Here is a 24,122-nt window from a genome sequence, read left to right as displayed (position 1 = left end):
TTAAACTTTTGCTCAGCAGATGAACATTAATAGAACTCATTCGACCGCAAATAACTTTGGAGCGGTTAACGCACTGAAGGGATACAGAGCTCAGTTTGTTTATTCGTTGAGCAGGATACTTTGCCATCAATCTGATGAAGTGACATTTCGACCCGAAGGTAAATTTGAGGATCTCGACATTTATGACGAACACAACAAAGTTATTGAAATCGTTCAGGTCAAATGTCTTGGAGAAACCTTGACCCTTTCCGATATTATTTCACAAAAAACTTCCTCATTCCTAAAACGAGCTCTTGAAGCTCATAAAAATGGATTTCGACCAAAAATCACCTTAGTATCGTTTGGACAAGTGAACGATGATATAAGAGGATTGGCTGAAAATAATTTATCAACATCCTTAAATAATAAGCTTAAAAAATTTGGTTTGACGGAAGAACAAAACGATACAATTAATAAACATTTTCGGTATGAAATTGTGAGTGAAGACACGTTAATCCGCGAAACAAAACTAAAAATTCAAGATCTTAAAATTTTTGCAGACACAGATGTCTCTCTTGACCTCCTGATTTATTGGTTATACAATTCAGCAATAAACCAGCGAATAATAGATATCATAACACTCCATGATCAATTAACGGTCATTGGAAAATTCCAAAGCGACCGTGTTAGCTTTCACAACACATTTGGAACACTAATTCGCCCCTTAGTTGACGAAGGTGGTACAGATGACATCCAGAAACTGCAACGTGATTTCTATAAGGGAATTTCCGCGAGCTATGCACATATTCTTGCAGGAATTGATGTTGTGCGTAAGGAAAAGTTAGAGCAAATATCAAAATCGTTTAAAACAGCAAACACGCTTTTTATACATGGAGCTTCTGGTCAAGGGAAAAGTACACTTGCATACCGGTATCTTCACGATTACTGTACATTAAGTACTGCTTTTATTATCACATTACCTCCCGATGTTGCAACGCTTTATGAAATCATCAACACCTTACACGCCCTTTCAGCAAACATCAATTTCCCAATCACCCTCTACATAGATATTATTCCTGGACACACTGATTGGATAACCGCTTTACAGCAACTTGGCACAAAGAATAATCTTAATTTCCTACTAACAGTACGGGAAGAGGATTGGAACTCTGTTCAGATTGAGGACAAGTTTACCTACTCTGAAATCGAATTAGGGCTGGATCAGAAAGAAGCTGAGCTAATTTACGAGGCATTGAATAAATTCGATCTTGATTTACAATTCACTGATTTTCAAGACGCGTGGAATGTATTTGGAGAATCGGGTCCACTGCTCGAATTTGTGTATTTGGTTACACAAGGCGAAAGTCTGCCCGCTAAACTTAAGTCGCAAATCGACAGGATTATTGAGGAATATAACGAAATTTCGAAAGACAAAATCAAACTTTTACGTATTGTAGTAATTGCGGACTGTTTCAATGCTCGTGTTTTGTACAAAGAGATCGCGAGTCACCTCAAACTAGATAACATCTCCAGACTAACCGAACTTCTAGAGCGCGAGTACTTGATCAAATTGAGTGATGGAAAATCATTTCTTACTGGTCTGCATCCTGTGCGATCTGGGTTATTAAAAAAATTGCTTTTCGATCCAGAATTACATGATGAATCTGAATTTGTTATTGAATGCTTGCATTTCTTGGATCCATCAACAATCTATTCCTTTCTACGAAGTGCATTCAGATACACCAAGATCAACGTCAGTCAACTTATAGCACAATTGCAAACTGTGAACGCTAGATCATGGGTCTACTATAATGCAGTACTGAAAAGTTTAGTCTGGATGGGTGTCTCGGATTTTATCGAACGCAATAAAGAAATACTGAACCGAGCCGTGACACATTTTGGTCGTGCATGGGTTACTGTCGTTAACGTAGATATTTCCAATGCACTAGTGGGTGACGAATTTACAAGTATTCACTCACTCTTTTCTGAAGATCAACAAAAAGTGGCAAGAGAAATTAATGCCCAATTGAGAGGATCACAGAATATCTATGACCACTGTATTTCTTGGATCAGAACAATAAAGCAAATTGCTATTGATCCAATGACCGAGGAAGATTTTAGAGGATTCGCTTCATTTATCTTCTGGACAGATAAACTTGGAGCTTCAAACATAGACATCTCGATCTCGAAACAGAGCATCATAGACGGCTTCAAAAAGCATACATTGGATGCATTGTCCAGGGCCTTGTTTGCACTTAAATTAAATACACAATTAAGGCCATTGCATCAGGATACATTGCAAATATTCCTTGATCGTTTTTTTATCACCCATAACGTAATAGCACTCAATGATGCGAACAATGAAATTGTATGTGAATATTTTTTCAACATTCTAGAGAATCGGAATAAATACGACACAGGTAATTTCATCCATGATCGTTCAGTTCAAATTATCAATCAACTGCGACTTGTCTACCCAAACAAAGATACCTACGGTACTGATGGATATGGTCACAAGCTCTCGTTCATACCCGACATGCATGACGACTCACATAAGAGAATACCGAAGCGCAATCTTCCCCTTGATTACCTTGTCGAGGTTAATTCGATTTTTATAAATCTTTTTGACTATAGCACGAGGCTTTCAACTTGGGCAGAGTATGTCAATCAGGTCGTAGAACGGAGAGTTATGCAAATTGACATATTGCAGGAATCAATCAATTCGTTTGCCGTCTACCATAAGAAAAAAACCTATAACCCTCTTGTTGATTTTACAAAGAAATTTTGGAATACATTACGCCCAAGACTGGAAGAAAAATCGAGGCCTTCTCTTCCTAAATTAATCTTGGATGAATGGGGACTAACAGGTGAAGGAAACCGAGCAGATTTAAAAGGTCTAAACGCCAACAACGATAAATTTGATCAACGAAGTACTTTATCATTGAAAAGGTTCGAAACCTTTAGAACATCTTACCAGGAATACGACAATGCTATATCAAATTATCTTTGGCAAAGTACTGCCCAAATATCTACAGAGATTCGCAAGCGAACGAATCAACAAACAAGTGAATCGAATGATTACTCGCGTGTTTCCCTTGTAGGAAATCTTTTTAAAGCATACGAGATTATTGAGGAATTTCAAGAGCAATTTAAGCTGCACTTCAATAAATTTGTAAAACCTCAAATTCTTGCAGACATCGAAGCCAAGGAAAAAAGTTATGTAGCAGCATTATGTTTTATCTATAGACACTTCCTTAATTCGAAATCATTTATTAATGGCAACCTTTTAAAAATGGCTCATGAGCATGTGAATCAAGCCCGTCTATCCTTTGCTGAAAAAGTTACAAATGATTTTACATCGCTAGCAAAAGAGCTTGACTGTAATTTTGATGTAAAATGGGATGAAGCAAAAAGAAGAGTAATAATATTCATTCGCGGTGAGTCGTCAATCAAAATGTACGGTGCAATTGAACGTGTCTATTCTTTGTTTTTCAGCGCCTTAGGTAAACCTGATCCGACTTCCGTAAGGTATGGTGTTCTCTCGAAATACTATAAATCTTTTTTAGTGATTCCGCTAATGGGGATTAACTCAGTAAACGGCAAATGCTATGAATTTAAATTTTATAAGATAATGGACTCTAAATTTCAGGAGCTTGCGCAATTCCACCTGATACCTCAAGACATTCCGAATGAAATCATAGCTAAATACCAGATTCAGTCTTGGAACAAAATCCTGCCAGAATTTGAAAAAATTGATCGGATTTTAAGCTGTGCAGCAACTGCGCATCAGCTAGCTTTTCATTTCGTTCAGTTCATGAAGTTTTCGGGAGTTGAATCAAATCCACTTGGAGAACAAGTGTTGGAGCCCTATTTAGCAAACGTTACTTCCAAGTTACAAGAAAACGTTCAGGAAGCCCTGGACCTTTTTGGATATTTAGTAGAATCGTGTAACAAAGAGAAATACACATTCGAGAGCGAAACTTTTAAGTTCGAGTTCTTTGATTTTCTGCTTTCAACGCATAAACTATTTTCTCCATCGGGAGATAACGTTCCAACAGACGAAGGAGAACGTGCGATAAGTACAAACGAATTGAAAGACTGGATTCCACGGCTTGAGCGTTTATCCAACAACATAGGAATTATCTATATGGTACTCTCTGATTGTATTATCGCTAACCATCACAGCAAACAGAGGGCATAAGCAAATACTAGTCGTTTCTCTCGACTTCATGTAAATTAAAATTAATGGCAAAAAAAGAAATTTTTAAATCGGCTCTGTTTGTAGGATATGAAATCGTTTTTGGAGAAAAGTACGCTGGTGATCGCCTTGATTTACTTAAGAACATTCCACAACGTTTTGTTTTATATGAGCTTGCAGGACTTAACTTGCGTCTTCGTCCACCTCTGGAGAAGCAATTCAAAACAAGTTTCTTAGACCAACTTGAACAATTGAAATACTTCTGCAAGAGCGATCAAAAAATGATGTTGCCATACTATGCAGCTTTGAGAAAAGTGAATGTCCAATTGCAAAGAAAACAAGGTGGTGCCCCCATCATGTTCAGTCGTCCAGCTAACGTATTTGCACTGCAAGAGATTTTTGACCGACTGCCTGAAGTAGAGACTCCAAAGTTTGAATGGGGCATGACAGACTGGGAAAACTTGCTTAAATACTATCTCTGTGTAAATGATGTCATCTCTGCATATGACAAACAGGAGGAAGATCTTTCACATCGTCCATTTGAAAAATTGGCAGCAGGCAGTGGCTTTTTGAATGAAATGACAGTAATCAATGACCCAATATATACTGTTAAACGTTTCATCCATTTAATAAAGTACCTAGAACAGGACGACTTACTCTCACCTTCAGTAAGTAAACACTTCTCTGACATCGGGTTGTCGCCAAGTGATTTTGCTAGACATATATTTTCCATGTGCTATTTCCACAAAGGGGATAAAGAAGATCACAAATTCTATTATCGATTAGACCGCAACGATCCCGAACAGAAGGAATCAGTCAAGGCTCTAGAGTACTTTAGCAAAAGAAGACTGGGAAAGAAAATGCATGAACTAGATGTCATCGAAATAAAGAAATCACCGGTATTCAAAGACATATCGAACTACTACGTGATCCTTGATACAATCTTCATCATTGATAAATTGTACGAACTGTTTATCAATGATTTTTGGTTTGATACAGTTAAACCGAACGGAGTTGACATTAAACAATATAGGGGCCGAATAGGCTTATTCTTTGAATCATATGCAGCGCAGGTTTTGAAACGGACTTTTACCTTTATCAAATACCCAGCTTTAAAATGCCTTGATGAATTAAAAGTGAAGATCAAAGGCAATCTGGTGGAGATAGCGGACCTATACTTTCGTCAATGTAGAAAAGTATGTGTAGGCCAAATTAAATCGACTGGGATTTATGCTAAACAGCAGTATGGAACTGCACAGTCGTTGTTTGACATCAAGGAAGATGACTTTTATGGCGTATTCGGTCTTTATCAGCTTATAGATAGTATTAGGTATATCCGTGACGAGGTTGAAAAATTTGATGAAAAATTTCCGAAGGGAAAACCGGTACAAGTTTTTCCTGTGTTGATAGTAAATGAAAAGATTTTCCAAACACCGTTCATGCCTGTAATGTTTAGTCTAAAATTTTCAGAGGAAATAGGTAAAGAGGCTTTTGGCGAACTTGAAATTAAGCCTCTGACAATTATTCATATTGCAGACTTTGAACGTATTGTACTTCATGTGTCATCCAAAAAAGTGGACTGGTGGGACTTGCTGAAGCAGAATTATAAGAATTCGTTGTTTCCAAAGCCGTTCAATATCACATTGAACAGAAATAAACTTAATCCTGATTACGAAGCAGCTAAAGACGCGCTACTAGAATTTGGTATTTTAAAAAAATAAGGTGGCTTGATCTGCTCAAAATAAGAACTAACTAACTTCAAACAAAAATACTCATTTTCTAACCCTTGATCCCACAACTTCAAACAACTCCCAAATATACCCAAACGGCTACCATTATTTGATGAATCTGTAGTTCAAAAAGAAATATCGTGTAGCAAGAATGCAGGACATTCACAGTCAGTCAATACCTATAAAGACAGCAACTTCAAAATGGTTGATGTCACATTCTATAACTTCTGTATGCTGATCCATTTTCTAAAAACTTCACTTGAATATCCCAGGTTAAATGCGGTTCTAGGATTAAGTATTCTTGAACAATGGATTTTAAATCCCTTAGATTTTGACTATTCGCAATTTAATCCGATGTGGGTAATTGCGGCATAAAAATCTCGAATCATTGATTTATTAAAAGGAAAGCAGGACGTTCTTCTATCTATTGGAGACAGCCTCAAAAAGAAATATTACCCAACACTGGCAAAAATATATTGTAACAAGTTGCTGCCTTGAAATAAGCTTCAGAAATACCCTTTGAGTTTTGTAAGGCTGGTTTAGAAAGCACTTTTTCAACAAGAACCTCGGCGCCTGACAGGTTGCAATGTTATTGGACTGACCTAACAGCGATCTACTATAATCAGCAAAAATCAAGTGTTTAATTTTGTAGTCTTCACGTTATCTTTGCAAGGGCGGCTGAGTACCGGCCGAATAAGCCTATCTGAAATGTATTCCAGAGATCACCTCGAAACTGTTGATAAAAACTTTGGCGCACCACTCCAGATAGCGCTGCAAACACTTCTACAAATGGTAACGGATGGAGTCGCATTAACTCTTGCCGAGGAAGAATTTGTGTGCAGAAAGATGACGATTCTGCGAGGTCCGGACGGAGAATATCTTCATGATACGAAAAGTCACCCAGCATGTCGAAACTACCACTATCGCCATACGTATCTCAACTATCATTTAAATCTCAATGGACATAAGCCAGCTATTGACATGTATGGAGAAATTCCATATGCGGAACGAATGCAGGATGCTCAGTTCTTAGAGGGCGTGCACCAATCGTGGAAAGCTATCCTGGAGTCTCCTGCTACTGACATTATCATTGAGCATTCACAAATTGAATATCGCCATCAACTAAAAATATTAGAACGATATTGCAGGACCCGCGGCATCCGAGGTTTCTATAAAGACTACCTTTTAAAATCAGTTATTCTCCACAGCAAATTCATTTACTACCTCGTACGAGAGTTTTACGAAGAATTTGGACACACAGGCGAAACCGTTTCAATCTTTGGGAAAGATATCACCATTGACAGTTTTTGTTATATCCACATTATATTTCGTCACTATGCAGAACTATCAAAAGAATATCAACTTGGAAAAACCTATCACTTCGATACCAATATCGACTACAAAAAGATTCCTTCATTTCTAAAAGACATTATTGAACAAGTTGGCAGTACAGGTGACTCGACACTTTTCCAGAACAACAGTATTCACTTTATCTTCAGAGGCGCTTACTACACGATTCACGTAAGTCCATTTGGCGGTTTGCCTCGGTTAGCAACTTTTTTTCCAGTCGGCAGACCAGCTGAACTTGCAAAACTTAAGTCATTCACTGAAGTGCCACTTGACCATGAATTGATCATACTTAGACCGTAGGCTTTAATCGCCTATGCCAGAGTTCAAAGTTTTAAATGCTAAACTACTTGGTCAAAATTTGCAGAACATCAATTATACTTCCTCTGCCTAATTTCTTCTCATGGTTAGCGATTGCTTCCATAAGATCATCTGTGGGTTCTGGCTTCTGCCCATCCTTAACCATTTGGTCGGTGATAAATGTATAGACCTCCTTATAGCTATTATTTCTGTCAAAGAAACCAAGGAACAAACCGTTTGGAGAGTTAGCAATTAAAAATCTGAGATCTCCTTCAACCTCCTTAAAATTATATACCCTCTGGCAGTCTGAATAACTCATTTCTTCCAGAATATCATAAACATTACTTAGCCCTAGGTGTAAGCGTTGGTTATATCGATCAAGCGAATGCTTTCTGTGAATAATAATGTCTGCAAAACTACCATTTACCCATTCGACCAAGGCATACATAGGGTAATCTTTCCAGATTTTACCAGCAACTTCTGCATCCATTCTAAATTTGATCCATGCAGACCATCCTGTCAAATGAGGGAAATAGTATACAATCGTCTCTTGGCCTTCAATTGTGTATTTGCTCCGCATTTTTTTTGGAAGTTTGCGTAAGGGCTTTTTATTCAAATAGCCCATTTTAGCGAAGCCCTTCTGTAATAGTTGAGGTGCAATTTTAGAGAGCTGCTCCATAACCTCAGTCCTTGTCATGTTTGGTAAAATCATGATGTCACAATCAATTTAAACATATGCGAAGTGTGGTGAAACCACTGAGTTATTTTAAATAACGTGAGATACGTAAACTTAAGTTATCTGTCCATAGAAAAGCAAAGGCATGGCTTTTTAATCGTTTACCTTCTGAGGGAATTGCAATTAATGCCATTATCTTTTGTACATCAAACAGTGCTTTTTTTATGGTCAATTTATCGATACAGTAAAGAGAAATAAGGTATCAACAGATATGTGTTTCTCAAATTTCATTGCATCATTTCCTACTAGGATATCTTAAAACGCAATGAGTGCGAAGTAAAGTTGGCTATTCCGAGGAGATTATCTCAAAAGATAAATCCCCATTCGCAATAAATGGAAAATACGTTTTTAATTCTGCTTTTAAGATTAAAAAATTGCAGTTGAATACTGTTAAGGCTTTACATACCTATCTAGTATTTCAACGGATTTACATATGTCATCAGACAAGATGGTTTGAAATTCAGCTACGTACCTGAATCGAATCTTTTCTTTAACAAATTGAAAATCAGTGTTTTACTAACTGCTGGACAATTTAACTTTTTATGAATTCCCGCGAATTGGGATAAATAACACGCTTTTTTTAAAAACGACTGGACATTTCTACTTACGGTTTACGCTGCTCTACTGACGAAACCGGCTCAGCTTCTGACCTACAATTGTGCTCCCAATAAAATCTTCACACATGAATGATTCAATACGCTTTTAATAATCAAATCAACGCTGATCATTCACGGTGATGTTGTAGAATAAATTATCTTTTACTTACACACTGAGGAAATGAATCCCTACATGTTTGTCATAAATAACTCACGATCGGCTATTAAGCTGTAACAACACAACATTTGAGCTTAATTGTTATTGGCATACGATTCTATAGGTATTGTCCGAATGGATCCTTCCCCATCCATGTAAGCAGTTATTTAGTTTATCTAGATTGATTTTTGCCACAACTAGTAATTTAAACAGATATTCTTATGAGCAAACATAAAAGTAATGGACAAGCAAAACCTAGCGAACGTACAAAGCAAACAGTTCCTGATACAGGGCAAGGCGCGGCTGGAGATTTGGGATCTGATGCTGATGTAGGTGAAAACGATGGTTCCGGTAACAATGAACCATCTAAAAGCGATAAGGAAAAGAGCCTGATCCCTATTAAGCGAATGGATAAGAAAGATGCTAGTGCTTAACTTCTATCATTAATATGGAAAAACTGATTCCTTAGCAACATAATGGTAAGGCGATAGATACAGCAAGCTCTAGGGATTTTTTAGAGAAATCGTTGGCTCAAGATTTCTTTAAGACTGCAAAACAACGCCTTACTGATGTAAACGCCTGGCATCTTCTGGCAGGAAAAGCTATGGCAAAATTTGTATTGGTTAATGCAGAAGGTCAGCCTATTCATCGTCAACCGATAAGCGGTGATCACTTTAAAATTGATAGCATCGGTACGGGATCCAAGGAAGGTGATGGATATGACTGGGTACGGATTGAAACCATTCAAATGCAATCTAACGGTGATTCAGAATGTTATGGTTTTACAGTGCGCCCCTCTCCTAACCCCAACAAGTCGACATATAAGACTGCTCACTTTTGCTCGAATGAATCGACAAGTACGTTCATCGTAAAACGTGAAGGAACAATGGTAACTGCAGAGATTCATGATTAACATTTTCCAAAATTCAGTGGCAGTGCTTTACTGAGAGTCTTATCTCCTACATTTAAACTTTAGGCTAAGCAGATAACAGATAGTAGAATTCTTTACCCGATAAAATCAGCACGGGAAAACTTTTCATCAGGTTTTTAAAATATCTCTTACAATTTAAGCTAGTCTACTTAGTACTAAGCTGGCATGCTTTTCTCAATCCTATCATTAACTATCAAAAAAGTAAGCATGAAATTTTTATCTAAAATAATTGCGTTTGCAGTAATCGCGTCTGTGTCTGTTGCATGTGGAAGAGATGCACGCAATGATCTCGATTCTCAATCTGAAAAAGGTGAACAAACCGGGTTTGGCGGTTCAGACAAGACTAATGGGGAATCCACTGCAGGCAATAATAGCATGACTGAGGATAGCACAAACATGCATTCAATGCATGGAATGGATGATACTAAATTTTTTAAAACTGCTTCGGATGGTGGCCTTCTTGAAGTTCGTCTTGGAAAACTAGCCACTCAAAATGGCTCGTCAACTAAGGTAATAGAGTTTGGTCGTACAATGGTTATAGATCATGAAAAAGCCAATAGTGAGTTAAAGAATTTTGCGGACGGACTTAACATTTCAATTCCTGATGCACTAAGCGAAACCAGTCAAAATAAATATAATGAGCTAGCGCAGAAGAAAGGCAACGACTTCGATCAAGCCTATGCCACATTGATGGTTGCCAGCCATCAGGAGACAATTGAATTATTTCGCACGCTATACAATAGCGGTGGTGAACAAAGATTAAGAGAATGGGCTGAAGCAAAAATCCCTAACCTGGAGCATCACCTGCAAATGGCACAAATGCTACAGGTTGGTGCCAATGGATCGAATGGTCAGTAGATTTATTTGATTTTAATTACGTTCTCTTCTAAACTAATCAAAGTGGCCGCTTTTCTATGTGATTTGCCTTGACTCTTAAAATCTTCTAAAGTTTAAGTGAGTTAATGTTAAGGCAATTTTACCTGCTATATAAAGTTAATTTGGATTTATTCATTGGTAAATCAATTCTGGTACTTTTTTAGAAAAAAAATAAGTGCGACTTTTGATGTTGAATCTAAATTTCTATGGGCGCCCCTATTAAATACTCGCTAGCAGTAATAATTTATTTATTTGCATTTACACAATTACAAGCACAGGTTGATCCTGATTTTAATACCAGCTTTATTAAAGTTGGTAACGTACAAGCTATTCGCCATCAGCCAGATGGGAAGACTCTAATTGGTGGTGGTTTTTCTTATGCAGGAACTTCAATCAAAAACAGGATTTTAAGAATTAATGTAGACGGTTCTATAGATGATTCGTTTGATACCGGACAAGGTCCCAATGATTTGGTTTATGATATTTTTATTCAAGCAGATGGTAAAATACTCATTTGCGGAAATTTTACATCTTACAATGGATTACCCGTTAAATACCTGGCGCGTCTCAACGCAGATGGTAGCCTTGACAACACCTTTAATGCAGGAGGAACAGGTGCAAGTGGTGCTATCTATAGAATTTTCGAAAAGCCCAATGGAGGCTGTTTATTGCTTGGTACATACAATAATTACAATAACCAACCCACCAGCTACCTGTTTGCCATAAACGAAAATGGAGCAATTGATGAGAATTTTGATCCAAATGCAGGAAGTTATATTGGGGCCTCAGGAACCTGCAGTCTGGATGCATCTGTTACAATAACGCCAGACAATAAAATACTTTATACAGACTGTCTGGGTAAGGGGATTGTGAGACTTAACGCAGACGGTACTTTAGACGAAACTTTCAATTTTCCATCGGACATCAGACCTTTTAGAGCCACTGCAGTACAGGTAGAAGATGAAAAGTTTATCATAGCTGGTCGTTTTACAGAATTCGAAGGGAATCAGAATGTTACACGGGTAGTGAGGTTTAACAGCGATGGTACAAAGGATGAGTCTTTTAATGTTTACTCCACATCTAATGCTTTCCAAAAAATAAGAAAAACGCCATCTGGTCAATTAATGCTTGCTTCAGGCAATAGTCAATTATCCCTGATCAGATTAAATGCTGATGGCTCAGTAGATGGAGGCTTTACTCCTTTATCGCTGGCTGACGGTAATAACAGCGCCACCCTTTCAAGTATTACATTGCACCCTGATGGTACCATGTGGCTTGGTGGTAATAATCTTGTTATTGATCAAAAAAATGAAGCACTTTTCAACCTGAATATGGATGGTACCTTCTCCACTCTTCCTTTGCCTAAACTAGGAGATCCTGCCACGATTTATGATGCTGTGAAAGATGCTGATGGATCGCTTTTAGTACTGGGAAACTTCTACTATGTTAATAATTCAAGACAACCATTTTTAGCACGGATTGATGTAAATGGTGAATTAATTCCCTCCTTCACCCCTCCTTCAATTAAGTTTCCAACCAATGTAAGAAGCTTGGAAAATCCAAATGCAAAAATTAGACTTCAATCAGACGGTAAAATCATCCTTTCCATCCCAGGTATGGAAGTAGAAGGTGTAGGTGGTACTAAGTCAATTGTACGATTATCCCCTCAAGGTATTTATGATCCAACTTTTGTAACAAGCATTCAATCATATAGCGAGATTAATATTCTAGAAGTAAAGCAAAACGATAAAATTCTTGTAGGTGGAGATTTCAATTTAGGCAATGGTGAGAATTTAATAGGCGATCTTGCCATGCTGGAAAAAGATGGAGCAAATGATCCTGCCTTTTTTGTCGAACCTGAAGTACTCGACTTCAGACCATATGCTGCACTCATTCTGCCAAATGACAGAATAATTGTCGGAGGTTCTAAATCGTATTTGGCCGGCCAACCCGGAAAGCTAATTGCACTCACACAAACTGGTAATTTATATCCTGATTTTTCGTGGGACAAAATTTCTACTGGTATTCCGCCATCCAGTATTGTTCCCAGAAGCATAGCATTAACAGAAGATGGTTTACTTATTGGTGGACGCATTGCAAGTAGCTACTCAGGGAATACCCAGGATCAGATAGTATACTTAAACACAGATGGTTCACCTAAGAATTTTCAATCAAAGATTAAAACACTTGTCCATACCACTACCACCTATCAAGTCGGTAATAGAGCAATTATATATGGGGGCTCAGCAGTTAACAATTCTCAAAACGGTTTAAGATTTATAGATTCTACCGGAAACCCAGAAATGCTGCCATTTATTTCTATTATCGGTTCGGTGCAAAAGATTATCCCTATAAGCGATACAAGAATTCTAATTGTTGGTAACATACAAATAGCAGGTAACAAACCTGTTGGGAGTATCTTTGCGTACAATATCCCGGCTACTAATACAGGTCAAATCACCAATCTTCAAGCTGTAGTTCAATCACCTTCGAAAGTTAACCTGAGTTGGGAATATACAGGAGATGAAACGTTTGAAGTATTTCGTTCCAATAATGAAACAGATGGCTTTATTAAGATAGCTGCATTAAAAGGTGCCAATTATGTCGACCATGATGCAATTCAGGGAAGTACAAATTATTATAAAGTAAGGTCTTCCAGTTTATCAGGATATGGTGATTTTTCAAACACGGTGTCTGTAATTACACTCACCTCTTCCATGCCCTCTCCCACCTATTTAACTGCTTCAATCCGGCAGCCGAATCTTACTAATGCAGTAGAACTGACCTGGAATAATCCCATTCAGAGTAATGTTCAAATTCAAAGAGTAACTGACTTATCAGATTTATCTTCAGCTACCACTTTTTCAACATTTGCTAACGCGGCTAAAAGCACATTTGTAGTTCATGGGCAAGAACCGAACAAAGACTACTACTTTCGCATTAGGAACATAAGCGTTTCTGATTCATCCATCTTTACAGAATTTGTTCACATAGAAACTGGTGCTGTAAACCTAAGACCTGTTTTTGATGTAGAGGCGCTAGTAGTAGGTCGTGACATATTAATTCAGTGGAAAGATACCGTAAAAGCTACCCAACAATATACTGTGTACAGAGTTGGTGGTGGTGGTAATTTTCTACAACAACTGGCTGTGCTTGAGGATACATTTTTTATTGATAAAACCGCCTCGGGGGGACTTCAATATAGCTATACGATCAGGTCGAGTGCCCCCGAAGGTGATAAGGTGAGTTATTCTCAATACTCACCAATTGCAACTGTTTCACTTCCGAACTTCAGTCAGGGTACATGGATTGCAAAATCACCCATGCCTGCTGCACGATATGATGCCTCAGCTTTTGCAATAGGAATTTATGGATATGCTGGACTTGGCTATAATGGCGCCTATCTGGATGACTTTTATCGCTTCGATCCTATAGGCGATGAATGGACACCTATTGCTGATTTTCCTGGCGCAGCCAGAAGTAAAGCCTTTAGTTTTGTTATTAATGGTCTTGCTTATGTAGGCGGAGGGGCCTCACCAGGCAATAATGGATTGAAAGATTTTTATTCATTTAATCCAGCAACAAATACTTGGACAGCCCTGGCGGATTTCCCTGACGATGAAGCTGGTAATATTGGGGCATTAAGTTCTGTTTCATTTGCTGCAAACGGAAAAGGATACGTGACGATGATTAGCAGAACTGGCGGAGTAATGACGCGTGAGTTATGGGAATACAATCCTGAAGCAAATGAATGGCAGAAGCGACTAAATTTCCCAGGTAACTTAGTGCGTGGGGGGTTCGGTATTGCCATTAACAACATTGGTTATGTTGGACTAGGTGGAGTACTTAATCCATCTTTAGAATTTTGGAGGTATCATGCTTTAACAAACGAATGGGTACAACAATATAATGCGAACAATCCCAGAAAAGACGGTACAGCAACTAACTTCTTGGATCAATTACGCATTATTGGTGGCGATGTCTCTACAACCTTTACGCCATCCTATACGAATGTTAATTTAGTTGCTCCCGATAATATTTATTTCTATGTAGAATCAGGAAATCAAATTACAGGAGCAAGGGCTAATGCCATTTCATTTGCTATTGGTGATAAGCTTTATGTAGGAACAGGCTATAATGGTAGCTTCTTGGCCGACATACAAGAACTAAACTTGAACCATCCAACAACGCCTGGCCTGGTTAGTGAATTGAAAGCAACATATAAATCAGATACCGAAACAGAACTAACCTGGATAACTGGCCGCTTGTCTACCTCATTAGAACTGGAACTTTCAGGAGACAATGGTTTAAACTTTACTCCTCTGGCAACACTGCCTATCACAACAACATCATATAGCCTAACCAGTCTATTGCCTAACAAATTATACTTTGTGCGTATACGAACCAAACTTTTCGAAACTGATGGGCCATACAATACGATATCCTTTTATACAAAACAGGTGCCTGAGGCTCCTACAATTACGAATGCAACTCCCGCATCCTCTTCATTCGGAATAACATTAAATTGGACTGATAACGCTGAGAATGAGTCTGGATTCGAAATATGGAGGTCGGAGTTTAGCTACAATGATCCGGCATTTATTAAAGTGGGAACAACAGAACCAAATGCTGAAACATTTACAGATAGCAAATGGCTTATTCAAAATAAGCAGTACTACTACAAAGTCAGGGCATTTAATGAAAGTGGATACTCAGCCTTTACTGCACTAGCCTTTACTATATCACCCGGATTAAAACCTTCTGCGCCAACTAATCTTGAAGTGGTGAATGCAGGATTGGGTAGCATTACTCTAAGCTGGATGGTAAATTCCGAAGAATCTATAACAGGAAGTGTTATTTCTCTTTCTTTAAATAATGAATCCTTTTCCTCACAAAATTATAGTAACAAATCATCCGCAACGATTACAGGCCTTCAAAATGGTACAAAATATTATGTTAAAATAGCTTCGAAGAATTTTAACACGATATCAGATACTTCTCCTGTTGTTGAGATCATTACGCTTGAGGCTATACCAACAGCACCTACAAGTACCCAGGCTTTGTTGATTAGTGATAATAGTATTCAGCTCAGTTGGACTTACACCACCCCCACTTATGAAGATGGATTTATTGTACAGCGTGCTTTGCTACAAACATTAGGTGAAACTCCGGAAGAAAATAGTTTTATTAACATTGCTACGTTGCCAATAGATCAACGGGGATATCTGGATGAGACAGTTGAACCTATTAATTATTACCAATACAGAATTATGGCATTTAGCTCAGGGGGCAATTCATTACCCACGTTCACTGAAACAATCTTGTCTAAAATGCTTCCGATTGCGCCTGCTCAACTTTCATTGTCAAGGCCGTCAGATTATAGTTTGCTTTTAGAATGGACAGACAATGCTGATAATGAAAACGGATTTACAGTTCAACAACTCAATGCATCTGGGGAATTTGTTTCAATAGCAACTATCGAAGCGAATAGTGTCAGTTATACAATACAGGAGATTTCTCCATTAGAAAACCACACATTTCGAATTGGTGCATTTAACGAAGCAGGTGTTGTTTATGGTGGAGTTCAAACTATAGCTCCTATTCCTGCACCTGATGCCCCTACTCAAGTAACAGCTACTCGAGATAGTTTAACAAGAATTAGTTTGCAGTGGACAGATCAATCCTCTAATGAAAAGGGTTTTATTATTCAAACTTATGATTTTGCAAACGATTTGTTCGTAAGTATTGATACCGTTGCAGCTGGTGTAACAAATTTCCTGCATGCTGATCTGATGGAAACGCGTATCTATCGCTATCGTATACTCTCTTATAATGTTGCCGGCAGTAATGCATCTGGCGTTGCGGAGGTTCTGAATATTATTTTGGGGGTAGAAGAACGCAATATGCAAATTGAGGTTTCTCCTAATCCAGGAAATGGATTATACACACTCAGAATTAATAAACCAATATGGGAACTGGCTGTGAGCAGCAGCATAGGAGAAATACTATCAAAGCAAAGCAGTAAGGATGTTTCATCAAATCAAATAGACCTTAGTCACTTACCGGATGGAGTCTATTTATTTATTTTTAAGTTTGATAACACCAGTGAAGTCAAGCGGGTGATCAAAGCCAAGTAACCTGATTTTTTAAAATACCGAGTACTCAACAGTGGTATTCAGAAATGAAGCAAACGTAAGCCATCTCAAGTTTTGAGATGGCTTTTTTCTGAAATACTAATTGAATAAGGAATCGGCAATGCGTATTAAATATTGAAGTATGAATAGCCATGACAGTTTGCAGGGCTTTTATCCCTCAAGCCTTTCGCAATTGATACAGTGTATAACCAAAATCAAAAGTTCTTATTATTTCAAAACCCAGTCTGGTGTAGAATGGAAGATTTCTTCCCATAGAGGTTTCTAAATAGATTGGTCTTTCTTTTAGCTGGTACTCCCCTATTAATTCCTGAATAAAACTACTGCCTATGCCTTTACCCTGCACGGTGGGATCGACAGCAACAAACCATAAATAAGCTATTCTTTCTTTGGGGTAGCTTGATTTGATTAAAGCTTCGCGTTTTAAAACAATACTTATACGATCAATGCTTATCGCACCGATGGCTAACCTCATATCCCAAAAAAGAGAACGGAGGGAAAGACGTTTTTTATCAGGAAATAAAATCAGTGCACATGCCTGTTGATTGTCTGATACCCATACTTCACCATAAGCCAGACACATGTTGAAGGAGTAGTGGATAAGTTTTTTGATGCGTTCTACCCTGTTCTTATCTTGCTTCACTACATAGTTAACGCTTCTGTTGTCGTTAAAAGACTGTGTGAGTAGATTCTGTATAAAGTGTTTATCTGCTAAAGTGGCCTTGCGCATAACGAATGTTAATTGCAAAGATACTAACGATTTACATGTAAGTAAAAAGTGATTGATGAGTGCTTTAAACCAATTGGGGAGGCCAAACTAACAAAAGCCTCCCCTCTCAGTCTACTAAAAACCAATCAACGATTTATCCATGTCTATTGGTCAGATTCTTTGAGTTACAACAAACTCAATTTTTCTAAATGAACTGATTAATCAGGTTCTCGAAGTATTCCTGTTTACCGCTCAGTGCTTCAGGCTCACCGTTTTTCAATGCGAGTGAACGCAGATCGTTTAAGCCAAGCTTACCTTGCGCAAACTGCTTGCCTTTACCACTATCGAATGAGGCATAGCGTTGTTTGCGCAACGACATATATTCACCATCATCAAGCAAAGCTTGTGCAGTAAGCAAAGCACGGGCAAACATATCCATGCCACCAATGTGTGCATAGAAAATATCCTTTAAGTCTGTTGAGTTTCTACGTGTTTTTGCATCGAAGTTGATACCACCTGTTTTCAGGCCGCCAGCTTGTAAGAATACCAGCATGGCTTCAGTAAGTTCATAAATATTGTTGGGGAACTGATCAGTGTCCCAACCATTTTGATAATCACCACGGTTAGCATCAATGCTGCCTAGCATATTCGCATTGGCAGCTACTTGCAGTTCGTGCTGGAAAGTATGTAGCGCCAGTGTAGCATGATTAACTTCAATGTTCAATTTGAAATCGTCCATTAAATCAAACTCACGTAAAAAGGCAATAACAGTAGCCGAATCAAAATCGTATTGATGTTTTGATGGCTCCATCGGTTTAGGTTCAATTAAGAAAGTACCTTTAAAACCATTCTTCCTTCCATAATCGCGCGCCATGGTTAAAAATTTAGCCAGGTGCTCTTGCTCACGCTTCATGTCAGTATTCAATAATGACATATAACCTTCTCTTCCACCCCAGAAAACATAATTTGCTCCACCTAAAGCAATGGTTGCATCCAAGGCATTTTTTACTTGCAAACCAGCATGGCAAACCACATCGAAATTCGGGTTGGTGGCAGCGCCATTCATGTAACGTGGATGTGAAAATAAATTGGCTGTACCCCAAAGCAATTTAAGATCGCTTGCTTTCTGTTTTTGTTTGGCATAGTCTACAATTTTTTCCAACCGCTGTTCAGATTCTTTTAATGTTGGTGCTTCATCTACCAGATCATAATCGTGGAAGCAATAGAATTTTATACCGAGCTTGGCAGAGAATTCGAATGCAGCGTCCATTTTATCATAAGCACGTTGCATAGGATCGCTGTGCTGAAGCCATGGATAAATTTTAGTACCTGGTCCGAATGGATCACCACCAGTGCCACAGAAGGTATGCCAATACGCAACAGCATAACGCAGGTGTTCTTCCATCGTTTTCTTACCTACCTTTTTCTTAGCGTTATAGTATTTAAACGCGAAAGGATTTTTAGATTCCTTTCCTTCGAATTTAATGGTAGGAATATCTTTAAAAAATTTATTTGTTGTTTTCATAATGAGTGGTTCTACAGGTTTTCAAGTTGTTTAGTTAAAATTATTTTCCATTCAGCGTAAGCTTCTATATAAGCAGGTTGTTTGGCAGCAACTGGTTCGAAACTTTTTATGCAGCTTAAACTATCAAAAGCTTCACTTGTATTTTTATAATGACCAATACCAATACCCGCACCTCGGGCAGCACCTTGCGACCCGTCTGTATTATATAACTCTAGTCGTGCCCCTGTAATATTTGAAAAAGTTTCGCAAAATATATCACTGAGAAACATGTTGGCATGACCAGCACGTATTACACTCGACTCCACACCTAGCTGATTTAAAATTTCAAATCCATAGCCAAGTGCAAATACGATTCCCTCCTGCACTGCCCTGCACATATGTGCATGACCATGGCGGTTTAAATCAAGTCCGTTGAAGCTGGCGCCTATATCTTTATTCCTGAATATGCGTTCAGCACCATTACCGAAAGGAAGTACTTTGAGTTTATCAGAACCGATAGGTGCTTTGTCGGCTAGTGCATTCATGTCTTTGTAGCTGACTTGCTGTCCGGTAAACAAGTTTTTACGAAGCCAGCTGTTCATTATGCCTGTTCCATTCACGCACATTAACACACCATGGCGCGCTTCTTCTTCCGTATGGTTAACATGTATAAAAGTATTAACCCGCGATAGCTTGTCGGCCAGCGGTTCTTTAACGATACCGTAAATAACACCAGAGGTACCTGCAGTTGAAGCTATCTCCCCAGGATGAAGTGTTTGTAAAGAGAAAGCATTATTCGGTTGATCGCCAGCTCTGTAGCTTACAGGCACACCCTCTTTTAAACCCAGTGCACTTGCGGCTGTTGCTGACAGATGACCTTGATCAGAAAAGGTAGGTAATGCTTCTGCCGCCAATGCCTGATCGATACCAAAGTAATTAAAGAGTCTCTCGGGTGTTGTTTTCTTTTGGTAGTCCCACATAATGCCTTCCGACAAACCGGAAACGGTTGTGGCAATTCTTCCGGTAAGTTTAAAGGCCAGGTAGTCACCGGGCAGCATTACCTTGTGTATACTATTATATACGGAGGGTTCATTATCCTTTACCCATTTCAATTTTGAAATTGTGAAGTTACCGGGAGAATTGAGCAATCGTTCCATGCAATAGAGTTCTCCCAGCTGATTGAGGGCGTCCTCTCCTATTTTAACAGCCCGGCTATCGCACCAGATAATGGCTGGGCGTAACACCTCTCCTTTTTTATCCACCACAACCAAGCCATGCATTTGGTATGAGATGCCGATGCATAATATAGAGTCAGGTTTGGCATCTACACGTTTACAAATTGAGCGTACAGCGATAACTGCATTTTCCCACCAGGCATTCGGGTCTTGCTCAGCCCAGCCGTGACGGGGACTGCTTATGTCCATTTCTTGTTGCGGAGAGAAAGCAAATCCTGCTGATTTGCCGGTGTCGGCATCTATCAATGATGCTTTTACAGAGGAACTTCCCAAATCTATTCCTAATAAGTAGTGAGCCATAGGATTAAAACTAGTCTAAAAAATAAGTATTTACGTGGTTCAAGATACTGCGAAAGGCTCAAATATCCATATTTTATGTAAATCGGTTGCATTAAATTATGTCAATTATATGGCAAAAAACCGATTTCTAAAAAAATAATAATGCAATCGGTTGCATGATTAAAATTATTCTCAGACATTAGTATACCCTATCGGCAAAAGCGCTGGGGTCACTGACTAAACATAAACCTTGAATAACTCAAAAACCATGCTTATGAAGAAAGTACTACTGCGATTGCTCACGCCCCCAGCTCCGCCTACCGGTATGATCCGGTATCTTTTGGCGACTGTAACACTAATTTTGTTGTCAGCTTCACTCCAAGCTCAAGGGCTTGTTAAGGGAAAGGTGTCAGATGAGAGTGGTGTTGGTATGCCCGGGGTCAATATTATTATTAAAGGAACCGCCTCCGGAACAACAACAGACTCTGATGGAAACTACTCAATACAGGTATCCGGCAACCAGACTGTTCTTGTTTACTCATTTATTGGTCACGTTACGCAAGAACAGACTGTAAATGGTCGCACTATTATTGATGTCTCTATGCCGTTCAGTGCAAGTGAACTAAGCGAAATTATTGTTGTTGGTTATGGAACTCAGAAGAAGAGTGATGTAACAGGTTCAATTGTCAGGGTAACAGAGGAGTCGTTAAAAGAAGTTCCTGTTGCTAATATTTCCCAAGCACTTCAGGGAAGAGCTGCCGGTGTTGAAATTAACTCAACTTCATCGAGACCTGGGGCAGGCGCTCAAATTCGTATTCGTGGTAGCAGGTCACTTTCAGCCACAAATGATCCGCTTATTGTATTAGATGGAATTCCCTTCAATGGCACAATTAATGACGTTAACCCAAGCGACATTGTTTCGCTTGATGTTTTGAAAGATGCTTCAGCCACAGCCATTTATGGTTCCAGAGGTTCAAATGGTGTTATCCTGATCACTACAAAACGTGGTAAAAGTGGTCAAGCGCAATTATTTTATGATGGATACTATGGTGTGTCAAATGTAATAGGCAAGTACGATGTATATAATGGTGTTGAGTTTGATGCTTTCAGGAACGCGGCCGTTGCCGCTGGCGCTGCATATGTGCCTACTGCTGATGAAGTAGCCAATCTAGCTGCCGGAAGGCAAACTGACTGGCAAGATGAGCTTTACAAAAGCGGATTCATTACCAACCACTCTATTGGAACCAGTGGAGGAACTGATGAAACACAATTTGCAATCTCTGCAGGTTACTTTAAGCAGACTACAGTTCTTCCCGGACAGGCATTCGCTCGTTATTCCTTATCAGGTGTCATTGATCAAAAAATTGGTGAACGCATTAAGGTCGGACTAAATACCATGAACTCGTTTAATATTAATGATGGTGAGGGTGTTAGCCCAATGTTCTCAATTTTGACATTAAGCCCACTCTATAGTGCTCGTAATCCTGATGGTACAATATTGGAACTCCCTGCCCTTGGAAGTGCAAACCCTGAAACAAGAAATCCATTATTGATCTACAGAGACAATACATGGAAACAACAAAGAAGAAGATTAAGAACTTTCAACAGCCTTTATTCAGAAGTTAAATTAGCAGAAGGCTTCAAGTACAGAATTAATGTAGGTCTTGATCTTTTCCAAGATAACTATGGCCAGTACACAGGCTCTAACACACCTTTTGCAAACGGAGGTACTAACACAGCAGATGTAGAGAATACAAATAGCTGGAGCTACACAATTGAAAATCTTCTACTCTATGAGAAAACATTTGCTGAAAAGCATAAGCTTGGATTAACTGGCCTTTTTAGTGTTCAAGAAACAGAAGATTACAGAAGTGGTGCTAATGCAAACACTTTACCTGCTGACTATACATTTTATTACAATCTTGGCCTAGGTAATGTCACCTCTGTGCCTGCAGGAACTTCTTATTATGCAAAGTCTGGATTACTCTCTTACATGGGTAGAGCAAATTATACTTTTTCTGATCGCTATTTAATTACAGCAACAGCCCGTGCGGATGGATCGTCAAGACTTGCAGAAGGCAATAAGTGGTTCTACTACCCTGCCCTTGCGCTTGGTTGGATTATCAGTAATGAATCTTTTATGAATAGTCAGGACGTTGTTTCCTCATTGAAACTCCGCTTCGGCACAGGTAGAACTTCAAATCAGGCAGTTAACCCTTACGCTTCATTAGGTTCGTTGGCTTCTGAGCCTTATAACTATGGTAATAATGGTCTATACGGTTTCTTTGTTAATGCCTTACCAAATCCTGATTTACGTTGGGAATTTACAACAACTACCAATGTGGCTCTTGATTTTGGATTATTCCAAAACAGATTAACCGGTACTGTAGAACTTTATAAGCAAAACACCGAAGACATATTGCAGCGCGTAAGTTTACCAAATACATCTGGTGTGGCATCTGTTGTAAAAAATGTTGGTAAGACTGAGAATAAAGGTTTTGAACTTATGCTAAACAGTGTAAATGTTGAGAGTAGTGAAGCCGGAGGTTTTAACTGGTATTCAGACTTAAATATTTTTCTTAACAGAAATGAAGTTGTTGAATTGGCCAATGGTGTGACACAAGACATTACTAATGGCTGGCACGTTGGTCATCCGATTGACGCCATATTTGATTATGAAAAAATTGGCGTGTGGCAAACTGGTGAAACCGGTGCACCGGCAGGCTTTAATACAGGTGAAATAAAAATTAAAGATCAGAATACAGATAATAATGGTGATGGCGAAATTGATGGCCCTGATGGTATCATTGATGCAAAGGATCGCGTTATTTTGGGAAGTGCTCAAGCAAAATGGTCAGGTGGTTTAACTAACCGTTTCACATACAAAGGCTTCGATCTTTCTGTTGTTCTCTTCTGGAGAGTTGGTGGTATGTTAGTGAGTACATTCTATCAATCAAACATTTCTAATCCTATTAACTCATTAGAAGGAAGAAGAAATGGTCCTAAAGTTGACTACTGGACACCCTCTAACCCTACAAATGCGTATCCAAGTCCTGGCTTAGGACAAGTACCTGACTTTGGTTCTACACTCGGTTATTTTGATGCCACTTACATGAAGATCAGAACTATATCATTAGGGTATAACTTACCAACCAGCTGGTTAGGAAAAACCGGTATCAGCAAATGTCATTTGTATGTTCAGGCGCAAAACCCATTCAAAGCCTTTTTCTCCGATTATGTTAAGGCTGGTGGTTTAGATCCTGAAACATCGGGTGCTGGCGGTTCTGTTACTGAAGGTTTCGGTCCTAATGGAACAAACCGATTGACCGTGCAGCCCAACACACCTCCTACCAAATCATTCATTGTTGGCATTAACATCAAATACTAATACTC

The 24,122-nt window shown here is 38.8% G+C and carries 12 protein-coding genes; 8 read left to right on the top strand and 4 right to left on the bottom strand.

Annotated elements, in window-relative coordinates; all coding sequences use genetic code 11:
- The first annotated feature begins 19 nt into the window (after positions 1-19).
- The 3 genes from SanaruYs_RS02755 to SanaruYs_RS02745 all read left to right on the top strand — a co-directional run bounded on the left by SanaruYs_RS02755 (position 20) and on the right by SanaruYs_RS02745 (position 7,557).
- Positions 20-4,180, top strand: coding sequence for a hypothetical protein (locus SanaruYs_RS02755; RefSeq protein ID WP_127120973.1), 4,161 nt, complete (start codon positions 20-22; stop codon positions 4,178-4,180).
- Between the two features lie 44 nt (positions 4,181-4,224).
- A complete protein-coding gene (locus SanaruYs_RS02750) occupies positions 4,225-5,898 on the top strand; it encodes a hypothetical protein (RefSeq protein ID WP_127120972.1) in 1,674 nt (557 codons plus the stop codon).
- Between the two features lie 855 nt (positions 5,899-6,753).
- A complete protein-coding gene (locus tag SanaruYs_RS02745; protein WP_127120971.1) occupies positions 6,754-7,557 on the top strand; it encodes a hypothetical protein in 804 nt (267 codons plus the stop codon).
- 43 nt (positions 7,558-7,600) lie between these two features.
- Here the strand turns inward: SanaruYs_RS02745 and SanaruYs_RS02740 are convergent, their stop codons facing one another.
- On the bottom strand, positions 7,601-8,251 hold the full coding sequence (locus tag SanaruYs_RS02740; protein WP_127120970.1) for a hypothetical protein: 651 nt from the start codon (positions 8,249-8,251) through the stop codon (positions 7,601-7,603).
- Between the two features lie 1,013 nt (positions 8,252-9,264).
- Between SanaruYs_RS02740 and SanaruYs_RS02735 the strand changes: the two genes are divergently transcribed.
- The 4 genes from SanaruYs_RS02735 (at position 9,265) to SanaruYs_RS02720 (ending at position 16,987) form a co-directional block, all read left to right on the top strand.
- Positions 9,265-9,477, top strand: a complete 213-nt coding sequence (locus SanaruYs_RS02735; RefSeq protein WP_127120969.1) for a hypothetical protein — start codon at positions 9,265-9,267, stop codon at positions 9,475-9,477.
- Between the two features lie 92 nt (positions 9,478-9,569).
- Positions 9,570-9,956, top strand: a complete 387-nt coding sequence (locus SanaruYs_RS02730; protein ID WP_127120968.1) for a hypothetical protein — start codon at positions 9,570-9,572, stop codon at positions 9,954-9,956.
- 225 nt (positions 9,957-10,181) lie between these two features.
- A complete protein-coding gene (locus SanaruYs_RS02725) occupies positions 10,182-10,832 on the top strand; it encodes a DUF4142 domain-containing protein (RefSeq protein WP_160118566.1) in 651 nt (216 codons plus the stop codon).
- 224 nt (positions 10,833-11,056) lie between these two features.
- Complete coding sequence (locus SanaruYs_RS02720) at positions 11,057-16,987, top strand: fibronectin type III domain-containing protein (RefSeq protein ID WP_127120966.1); 5,931 nt, start codon at positions 11,057-11,059, stop codon at positions 16,985-16,987.
- A gap of 175 nt (positions 16,988-17,162) precedes the next feature.
- On the opposite strand, the gene SanaruYs_RS02715 is transcribed toward SanaruYs_RS02720, so the two are convergent.
- The 3 genes from SanaruYs_RS02715 to SanaruYs_RS02705 form a co-directional block, all read right to left on the bottom strand.
- Positions 17,163-17,732 (bottom strand): GNAT family N-acetyltransferase, encoded by a 570-nt coding sequence (locus SanaruYs_RS02715; protein WP_127120965.1) that lies wholly within the window; start codon positions 17,730-17,732, stop codon positions 17,163-17,165.
- A gap of 184 nt (positions 17,733-17,916) precedes the next feature.
- Positions 17,917-19,236: a xylose isomerase gene (xylA, locus tag SanaruYs_RS02710; protein ID WP_127120964.1), complete on the bottom strand. Its 1,320-nt coding sequence runs from the start codon at positions 19,234-19,236 to the stop codon at positions 17,917-17,919.
- 11 nt (positions 19,237-19,247) lie between these two features.
- On the bottom strand, positions 19,248-20,750 hold the full coding sequence (locus SanaruYs_RS02705) for a xylulokinase (RefSeq protein WP_127120963.1): 1,503 nt from the start codon (positions 20,748-20,750) through the stop codon (positions 19,248-19,250).
- A gap of 253 nt (positions 20,751-21,003) precedes the next feature.
- Between SanaruYs_RS02705 and SanaruYs_RS02700 the strand changes: the two genes are divergently transcribed.
- Positions 21,004-24,117, top strand: coding sequence for a SusC/RagA family TonB-linked outer membrane protein (locus tag SanaruYs_RS02700; protein ID WP_160118565.1), 3,114 nt, complete (start codon positions 21,004-21,006; stop codon positions 24,115-24,117).
- Positions 24,118-24,122: the final 5 nt, after the last annotated feature.

The sequence above is a fragment of the Chryseotalea sanaruensis genome (assembly GCF_003990915.1).
Lineage (GTDB): Bacteria > Bacteroidota > Bacteroidia > Cytophagales > Cyclobacteriaceae > Chryseotalea > Chryseotalea sanaruensis.
The sequence above is the reverse complement of the archived record's forward strand: the minus strand, read 5'-3'. Positions and strand labels throughout refer to the sequence as shown.